Origin of the sequence: Aphanizomenon sp. UHCC 0183, assembly GCF_009712065.1 — a bacterium.
In the GTDB taxonomy this organism is placed as follows: Bacteria; Cyanobacteriota; Cyanobacteriia; order Cyanobacteriales; family Nostocaceae; genus Dolichospermum; species Dolichospermum heterosporum.
Genome location: NZ_VILC01000030.1, coordinates 1,608 through 9,197 on the forward strand (window position 1 = coordinate 1,608; position 7,590 = coordinate 9,197).

The following is a 7,590-nucleotide window of genomic DNA, read 5'->3' on the forward strand; positions in this document are numbered from 1 at the left end:
AACAACCAATGAAGAATTGCAATCTACCAATGAAGAACTAGAAACAACCAATGAAGAATTGCAATCTACCAATGAAGAACTAGAAACAACCAATGAAGAATTGCAATCTACCAATCAAGAAATGGAGACAATGAATGAGGAACTTCAATCTGCTAATGAAGAATTACAAACAATAAATAATGAATTAAGCGATCGCACCAGTGAACTTGACCACACTAATATTTTTCTGTCTTCCATTTTAAGCTCTCTGCAAATGGGAATGGTAGTCTTAGATAATAGTTTTAATATTTTAATTTGGAATCATACAGTTGAGGAAATGTGGGGTTTACGCACTGACGAAGTAATGAATAAATCCTGGTTTAGTTTGGATATCGGTTTACCTGTAGAACAACTGCGAAATTCCCTTCGTGATATTATATCTAGTAAGAAGAAATTACAGGAAATACTTCTGAATGCCACCAATCGTCGCGGTAAAAAAATCCAATGTTATGTTGCCTGTAGTCCTTTACTAAAAGAAACAGTAGAAGGTATTATCATTATGATGACAGATGTGGAGAAAATCAATAGTATGATTTCTCCAGTGGACATTGAAGAAAGACAACGGGAAGGATAATAGCAAGGAGTCAGGAGGTAGGGGCGCAGGGCCTGCGCCCAGTCTTTATTTTTAATTGTTAATTTTTAATTGCTAATCTATGTCTATAATTATTGCTGGAGAACGGAGTGGAGTCGGGAAAACAACAGTTACACTTACCCTATTAGCATCTTTACGTCGTCGTGGTGTAAAAGTGCAATCTTTTAAGGTGGGACCCGATTATATTGATCCGATGTTTCATCAATATGTTACTGGTCTTCCTTGCCGAAATTTAGATGCTGTGCTAACTTCAGAAAGTTATGTGCAGCAATGTTTTCACCATCATTCTCCCCAGTCTGAATATACTTTAGTTGAAGGGGTAATGGGTTTGTTTGATGGTATTAGCCATTTGTCAAACACAAATGAAAAAACCGACTTTGCAAGTACAGCCCACGTTGCTAGATTATTAGATATACCAATAATATTAGTAATTGATTGTAGTCGTTTATCGGGTTCAGTAGCTGCGATCGCTCACGGTTATTGTTCTTTAGATAGTAGAATTAAAGTTGCTGGATTAGTCTTAAATCGAGTCGGAAGCGATCGGCATTTATCATTATTAAAAGCTGCCCTTTCACCTTTACAATTACCCATACTCGGTGTCTTACGACGACAAGATAATATTACCATTCCTGACCGTCATCTGGGTTTAATTCCCACCGCAGAACTAGCAGAATTAGATCAAATAATTAATAGTTTGGCAGATTTAGGTGATATTTACTTTGATTGGGATAAACTTCTCCCACTTTTAAAATCAGCATCTTCCCCAATTCCCAATTCTCAATTCTCAACTCCCAATTCTGCTGTAAGAATTGCTGTAGCGCGAGATCAAGCCTTTAATTTTTACTATCAAGATAACTTAGATCTACTAGAAGAATTAGGAGCAGAATTAGTATTTTGGAGTCCATTAAATGATGATCAATTACCCAAAGATATCCAAGGAATGTATTTTGGTGGAGGGTTTCCTGAAGTATTCGCACAACAATTATCTAAAAATACCAGCCTAATACAAACAGTCAAAAACTCAATTTTAGGAGGAATACCCACAATTGCGGAATGTGGAGGATTGATGTATTTGTGTGAAAAAATTATTGATTTTGATGGTAACTCTTGGTCAATGGTAGGAATATTACCCACTTATGCACAAATGGATAAAAGATTAACATTAGGATATCGTCGCGCAGTAGTTTTAGAAAATACTTTTTTACTTGATAGCAATAAAAACATTTTTGGACATGAATTTCATCGTTCTCATTTAATCACTAATTCTCCCCAACCATTATTTAATACCTATCGCTATGATTGTGATGAAAATACAGGTTTTGAAGGTTGGTATTTACCTAATGTTCATGCTTCTTATATTCATCAACACTGGGGAGAAAGTAGAGAAATTCCTCAAAGATTTATCCAGAAATGTTTAAGAGGATGTTTGAAAAGTCGTATCCCGTAATTTTCATCACATTGTTACCCCCCTTTCCCCTTATAAAGGGGGGTAACAATAAAAATCCAGTTCCCTCCCCTTACTAAGGGGAGGGTTAGGGTGGGGTAAAAAATATTTGACAACCATAACTTTTAAAACACCCTCTAAAATCCTAGTGACAAATGACATTAAATGGTTTAAAAATGAAAACTATTAGAGTTTTTATAGGATGTTTGAGTTTGTGGCTATTCTTAGATATAGCTGCTTATTTGGGTGCGGAAATTTTTTGGTTTCAGGAAGTTGGTTATATAGAAGTATTTTTGCAAAGATTGTTAACTCAGGGGAGTTTATGGTTGTTTATTGTGAGTTTGAGTGCCATTTACTTATTAGGAAATCTCACTTTAGCTGAGAGGTTGAAATATCCCCCTTTTTCTCATTCTACTCCGGTACAGGAACTAAAAATTAGTCGAAAATTAACGAGTTTTCTTAGTCCTCAATATCCCAGAAATAATCAATCCCCTCAATGGCAAAATTATACCAGTAAAATTAAATTGCGATCGCTCTTACCTCTAATATTAGGGTTAATTTTTTTACTGTGCCTGATGCTAATACACTATGGAAACATTGCCCTCTCCTATTGGTTAGAGAAAGTTAATCAATCTAGTTTATCAGTACCACTATTATTTCGAGCCGAGATAATTTTACAGTTGGGAAGACAGATAATTTCTCAACCTTGGTCTTTAGGACTATTGGGGGGATTATCTATGGCTATATTAATTTATAGCAAATTGTGCTTCAGAGCGATCGCTATTATTTTTAGTCTTATCTTTGGCTGGATACTATCTCAACATTGGGCAAAAATTCTCTTATCTTTTCATCCTATTTCCTTTGATCATCCTGAACCATTATTTGGCAAGGATATCAGTTTTTATATTTTCCATCTCCCCATTTGGGAACTTTTAGGATTTTGGTTAATAGGATTATCTCTATATGCTTGTATTAGCGTCATTCTCACCTATTTATTATCAGCAAATAGTCTCAGTCAAGCCGTTTTTCCCGGATTTTCTTCTCCACAAATGCGCCATTTATCGGGATTAGTCGGCTGTTTAATGTTAGTCGTATCTTTAAATTATTGGCTTAGTCGTTATCAACTCCTATACTCGGTTCGTGGTGTCAGTTATGGAGCTAGTTATACTGATGTTAAAGCCCAATTACCAGCAGATACAATACTGTATATTTTATCAGTAGCTATAGCCTTATACTTATTATGGTTAACTGTATTTTGGCAACAAAAATCTTCACATCATCGCCGGGTAAGTTATGCTTTAGGTATTTATATAACTTTGATATTCATAGGTAATTTTATTATACCTATGGCTGTACAAAGTTTTATTGTTGAGCCAAATGAATTACAAAAAGAACAACCTTATATAATGCGGAATATCGCCCTAACTCGTCAAGCATTTAATTTAGATGTCATTGACTCTCAAATATTTAACCCCATAGGAAAACTCACAGAAGCAGATATCAAAGGTAATGAATTGACAATTAGAAATATTCGGCTTTGGGATCAAGAACCATTATTAAAAACTAACCGTCAGTTACAACAAATTCGCCCTTATTATAAATTTTCCGATGCTGATATTGATAGATATTTAATTAAAAATAACGGTAATCAGGAAAAACAACAGGTACTAATTGCAGCGAGAGAATTAAATTATCCAGATGTTCCCCTCCAAGCACAAACATGGGTAAACCAAAATATGATTTATACTCATGGTTATGGCTTCACTATAAGTCCCGTCAATACCGTTGCTACTGGTGGATTACCAGAATATTTTGTCAAAGATATTAGTGAAAATGGTAGCGTATTAAATACTTCTAGTCCTAATATTCGGGAAAGTATTCCTATCGGACAACCCCGAATTTATTATGGAGAAATTAGTAATACTCACGTCATGACTGGGACAAAAGTTAAAGAATTAGATTATCCCAGTGGCAGCGATAATGTTTATAATAGTTATGATGGATTAGGGGGTATTCATATCAACTCTCTATGGCGAAGATGGCTATTTTCCATATATTTAAAAGACTGGAGAATGATATTTACTAGAGATTTTTTACCAGAAACTAAAATATTATTACGGCGGAATATTAACCAACGAATTCGCACCATTGCCCCTTTTTTAAAATTTGATAGTGATCCTTATTTAGTTGTAGCAGATGCCCATATAGATGGTCAAAATCAACAATTTCCCGGTAGAGAAAATTATCTTTATTGGATAGTTGATGCTTACACCACAAGCGATCGCTATCCTTACTCAGATACAGGTAAAAATAGTATTAACTATATCCGTAACTCTGTTAAAGTCGTCATTGATGCTAACAACGGTACAGTCAGATTTTACATTGCTGATGCCTCCGATCCATTAATTACAGCTTGGTCAAAAATATTTCCCAAAATGTTTCAACCACTGAATAATTTACCAATCAATCTCCGCAGTCATCTCCGCTATCCAGTAGATTATTTCAAAATTCAATCTGAACGCTTAATGATCTACCACATGACAGATACCCAAGTATTTTATAATCGGGAGGATCAATGGCAGATTCCCAATGAAATCTATGGTAACGAAAGCCGTAAAGTTGAACCCTACTATTTAATAACCAGTCTCCCTAACGTTTCCTTTGAAGAATTCATCCTCTTACTTCCCTACACACCCAAACAACGCACCAATTTAATCGCTTGGTTAGCAGCACGTTCCGACGGTGAAAATTATGGCAAATTAGTATTATATAACTTTCCCAAAGAACGTTTAATTTATGGACAAGAACAAATTGAAGCCAGAATAAATCAAGATCCAGTTATTTCTCAACAAATTTCCCTATGGAATCGTCAAGGTTCAAGAGTAATTCAAGGTAATCTGTTAATAGTTCCCATTGAGCAATCATTACTATATGTTGAACCAATTTATTTAGAAGCCACACAAAATAGTTTACCAACATTAGTGAGAGTAGTCGTAGCCTATGAAAATCGCATCATCATGGCACGCACCTTAGAACAAGCACTACAAGGAATCTTTCAACCAGAACTCGCACCACCAGCAACTATTATTCGTCCCCTAGAAGACGAAATACCCCCTGGTTAAATAGCTACCAGAACAACCACAGGGGGATTGCCCCTACGATGCAATTAACGTATCGGTGTTCTAGAAATTCAAAAATTTAAAAAACTATTACCAACTGTATTTTTAATATCCACGTACTACTTCAGGTATATATTCACATAATAAAAAACAAAACTATTGACAGAGATAACTAATCTTTACTTTTGATAAACCTATAATCAGAAGCCATATACAGCTTTACCCAAACAAAGCATAGACTTAAATTAAAAGTTTCAAAATCAAACATCAGTCACAATTAAAACAGACTTTATATTGAGGAGCTTGCCACTTGGTTCTGTCACATTTTTTAATTACAGCACTTTCTGATGTTATCAGGTACAGTTTTCTATCGCAAAACCCGTAGGGGCGCAGGGCCTGCGCCCTCCATTATGTCCTTCGCTCTTCATTGTATTCCATGAAAACGAAAATTGTTGTAAGAACCATTATAGATAATTAAGGAAAATAAGATGTATATAGATCAGGTATTGGGAAACACATTTATGACTGACAATACCAACTTGTCTATTGCTCAAGGTGCAGTTCAACAAGAAAAAGTCCAAGTGCAATATCACAACATCCAAATACCAGATTTAGCACTATCTTTAGCTCCTCTGGGATTTATTTTTGTTTGGGCTATTTTTCTCCTGCTTTTTCACAAAATCCGCACCAATACAGATGATAAAGTATGCGTAAAAAACAAAATTCTACAAAAAGTCCCCTGTAAAAAATGTCAATTTTTTGCCAATAACCATTATTTAAAATGTGCCGTCAAGCCTGATACTGTTCTCACAGAAGAAGCCATAGACTGTTCTGAATACGTGCCTAAAAAGGTCAGCTTCCCCCCTAAGATATTATAAGAAAATTTGAAACAGAAAAGTTTCATCCTCAACAGGACTTGCAGTCATGCAACTACAGTCGGGCAGACCGAAAGTTAACCCTTCGGCTTCGCTCAGGGTTAAAGCCGAGCGGAGTCGAGGCTTTAACGCTTGGGAAAAGTCCCACCTCTGAGCTAGATAACACAAGGAGCAAAGAATAGGACATCAAATCTTCAGGCATCTATTGACATTTCTCGACAATAGGTTCATAATATTATATATGTATACGAGAGTTTTGTAGTTAATTTAAAGTCAATAAATATTTTGAGTAACTGTAATGGTTCCGAATAGACTTGAATGGCTACAAAGAAAATAAACCTTTCCTTAGAAAACTTGGTAGTTCTAGAGAAAATTTGGGTATTGAACTCGTTGATAGACAATCAAGAGCCTTAGAATTATGTTCTAAGGCAATGTGGGATACCACCTTCACTAACTCAGTTGGTGATGTTATACTGGATATTCACGATATCTCAGATGTCGGCGAATGTCTCGGTTAAAAGTATCAGTCTAAGTAGGTTAGGAATGTGAATTAAATAAGGTGCAAAAGTAGTGCAAAAGTAGGGTGTGTTAGCGACAGCGTAACGCACCATTCCAGGTTACATCAGAATTGCAGGTTATTAAATTTGCGTTCCTAAGTAGGTGAGCGTTGAAAATTGTCGTTATGGCAAGGCAAAAGGCAAGAGGCAAGAGGCAAGAGTGAAAAGGGTTTGGGCGATTTTACATTTCTTTACACAGTTTGGTTTTATTGTGTTCACCTACTTAACTCTAAAATTTAATGATTCCTACGAAGTGCTTTGCAATAGCGAACTATTTGCAGCAGCACTTCGCTATCGAAATTCTTGAGAGAAAATCTAAGAGATCGTTGTATTCCAAGAGTTGAAGAAGGAATCAATCAGTCGAGGATTCAAACCTGCGACTGATTAAAGACCACCAAATCTACGATTTGGTGGGGGTCTTAAACCCAGTTATTCATCCGCCACTCGCACAGAATTCAGAATGAATTCTGACTCGGTGACTCCTGAATTCTGTTCGATAAAATTAAATACTACCTTTGTAAAGAATTGGAGTATCAGTAGCAACAGTTATACCATTTCCTTCCTGACGAAAACTTGCTGTTTTTGTGGGATCTACTTTTACTAATACAGGTTCAAATCCGGTCTTTGATGTGTTATATATAATGTATTCTCCATCATAAGTACCTTCTGTACTAGGTTGTAAAGTTTGCAGTTGTGCTGGTACATTTGCCCCTAAATTATAAAAACGCCTTGTACCTCCTGAATCATTTCTAATTGTCAACCCTCCAACAATACTAGAAGACTCTTCAGCAGTTAATTCTATAAGTAGTGTGTCTTTTTGCAGACTAATATTTGCGGTTTTGTCAACTAGATTTGAGATAATCATAATGAACCTCATTAATCAGTGCTAAACGATCCAATATTGCTATATTGGTCAGACCAATGCTTGAGTCTAGAGTCATAAATTGAATTATGTCTTTAGATT

General features: G+C 35.7%; 6 protein-coding genes. 5 read left to right on the forward strand and 1 reads right to left on the reverse strand.

Annotated features, from left to right (window positions below):
• The 5 genes from FJR37_RS26980 to FJR37_RS12340 form a co-directional block, all read left to right on the forward strand.
• A partial coding sequence (locus tag FJR37_RS26980) for a PAS domain S-box protein (RefSeq protein ID WP_254434572.1) occupies positions 1-613 on the forward strand: 613 nt, incomplete at its 5' end.
• A gap of 79 nt (positions 614-692) precedes the next feature.
• Positions 693-2,078, forward strand: coding sequence for a cobyrinate a,c-diamide synthase (locus FJR37_RS12325; protein ID WP_168466147.1), 1,386 nt, complete (start codon positions 693-695; stop codon positions 2,076-2,078).
• A gap of 173 nt (positions 2,079-2,251) precedes the next feature.
• Positions 2,252-5,197 (forward strand): UPF0182 family protein, encoded by a 2,946-nt coding sequence (locus FJR37_RS12330; protein ID WP_254434573.1) that lies wholly within the window; start codon positions 2,252-2,254, stop codon positions 5,195-5,197.
• 518 nt (positions 5,198-5,715) lie between these two features.
• Positions 5,716-6,072: a hypothetical protein gene (locus FJR37_RS12335; RefSeq protein ID WP_235335230.1), complete on the forward strand. Its 357-nt coding sequence runs from the start codon at positions 5,716-5,718 to the stop codon at positions 6,070-6,072.
• A gap of 311 nt (positions 6,073-6,383) precedes the next feature.
• A complete protein-coding gene (locus FJR37_RS12340) occupies positions 6,384-6,587 on the forward strand; it encodes a hypothetical protein (RefSeq protein WP_152608789.1) in 204 nt (67 codons plus the stop codon).
• A gap of 541 nt (positions 6,588-7,128) precedes the next feature.
• Here the strand turns inward: FJR37_RS12340 and FJR37_RS12345 are convergent.
• Positions 7,129-7,491: a hypothetical protein gene (locus tag FJR37_RS12345; protein WP_168466149.1), complete on the reverse strand. Its 363-nt coding sequence runs from the start codon at positions 7,489-7,491 to the stop codon at positions 7,129-7,131.
• Between the last annotated feature and the right edge of the window lie 99 nt (positions 7,492-7,590).

What these genes read in the sequence shown, in the direction of transcription:
- FJR37_RS12325 (WP_168466147.1), top strand. Translation starts at nt 693, where the DNA reads ATGTCTATAATTATTGCTGGAGAACGGAGTGGAGTCGGGAAAACAACA.
- FJR37_RS12330 (WP_254434573.1), top strand. Translation starts at nt 2,252, where the DNA reads ATGAAAACTATTAGAGTTTTTATAGGATGTTTGAGTTTGTGGCTATTC.
- FJR37_RS12335 (WP_235335230.1), top strand. Translation starts at nt 5,716, where the DNA reads ATGACTGACAATACCAACTTGTCTATTGCTCAAGGTGCAGTTCAACAA.
- FJR37_RS12345 (WP_168466149.1), bottom strand. Translation starts at nt 7,491, where the DNA reads ATGATTATCTCAAATCTAGTTGACAAAACCGCAAATATTAGTCTGCAA.